Annotated in this window: 1 protein-coding gene; it reads right to left on the bottom strand. The window is 55.0% G+C overall.

The window, feature by feature from the left end; translation table 11 throughout:
• Nucleotides 1-573, bottom strand: a 573-nt coding sequence (locus J5224_RS34310; protein ID WP_264629302.1) for an AMP-binding protein, incomplete at both ends; no start/stop codon positions are given.

Raw genomic sequence — 573 nt, 5'->3', positions numbered from 1 at the left:
TCTTCCACAAACTCGACCAGTTTTGGCACTTTATAAGCGGTCAGATTACGGCGGCAATGGGTGATCAGTTCATCTTTGCTCAGGCTGCTATCACGGGCCACCACATAAGCTTTTACCGCTTCACCACTCAGTTCGCTTTCCACACCGATTACCGCTGCTTCGGACACTTTTGGATGGCGCGCGATCACCTCTTCGATTTCTGTCGGATACACGTTAAACCCGGACACAAGAATCATGTCTTTTTTGCGATCGATCACGCGCAGAAACCCCTCTTCATCTGCCGTGACAATATCGCCGGTTGCCAGCCAGCCCTCTTTCAGCACCTCTTGCGTCGCGGCCGGTTGCTGCCAGTAGCCCAGCATCACCTGTGGCCCTTTTACCCACAGCTCGCCCGATTCTCCCGGCGCAACATCGTGCCCCTCATCGTCGACAATGCGCACATCGGTGGAGGGCACCGGCAAACCAATGCTGCCGCTGTAGTGTTTTAAATCATAGGGATTGCCCGCCACCAGCGGTGCGCTTTCCGTCAGGCCATAGCCTTCCAGCAGGTGTTTACCCGTCAATTTTTCCCAG

The organism is Candidatus Symbiopectobacterium sp. NZEC135 (assembly GCF_025962695.1).
Note: the sequence above shows the minus strand (reverse complement) of the source record. Positions and strands in the feature narration are given on the sequence as shown.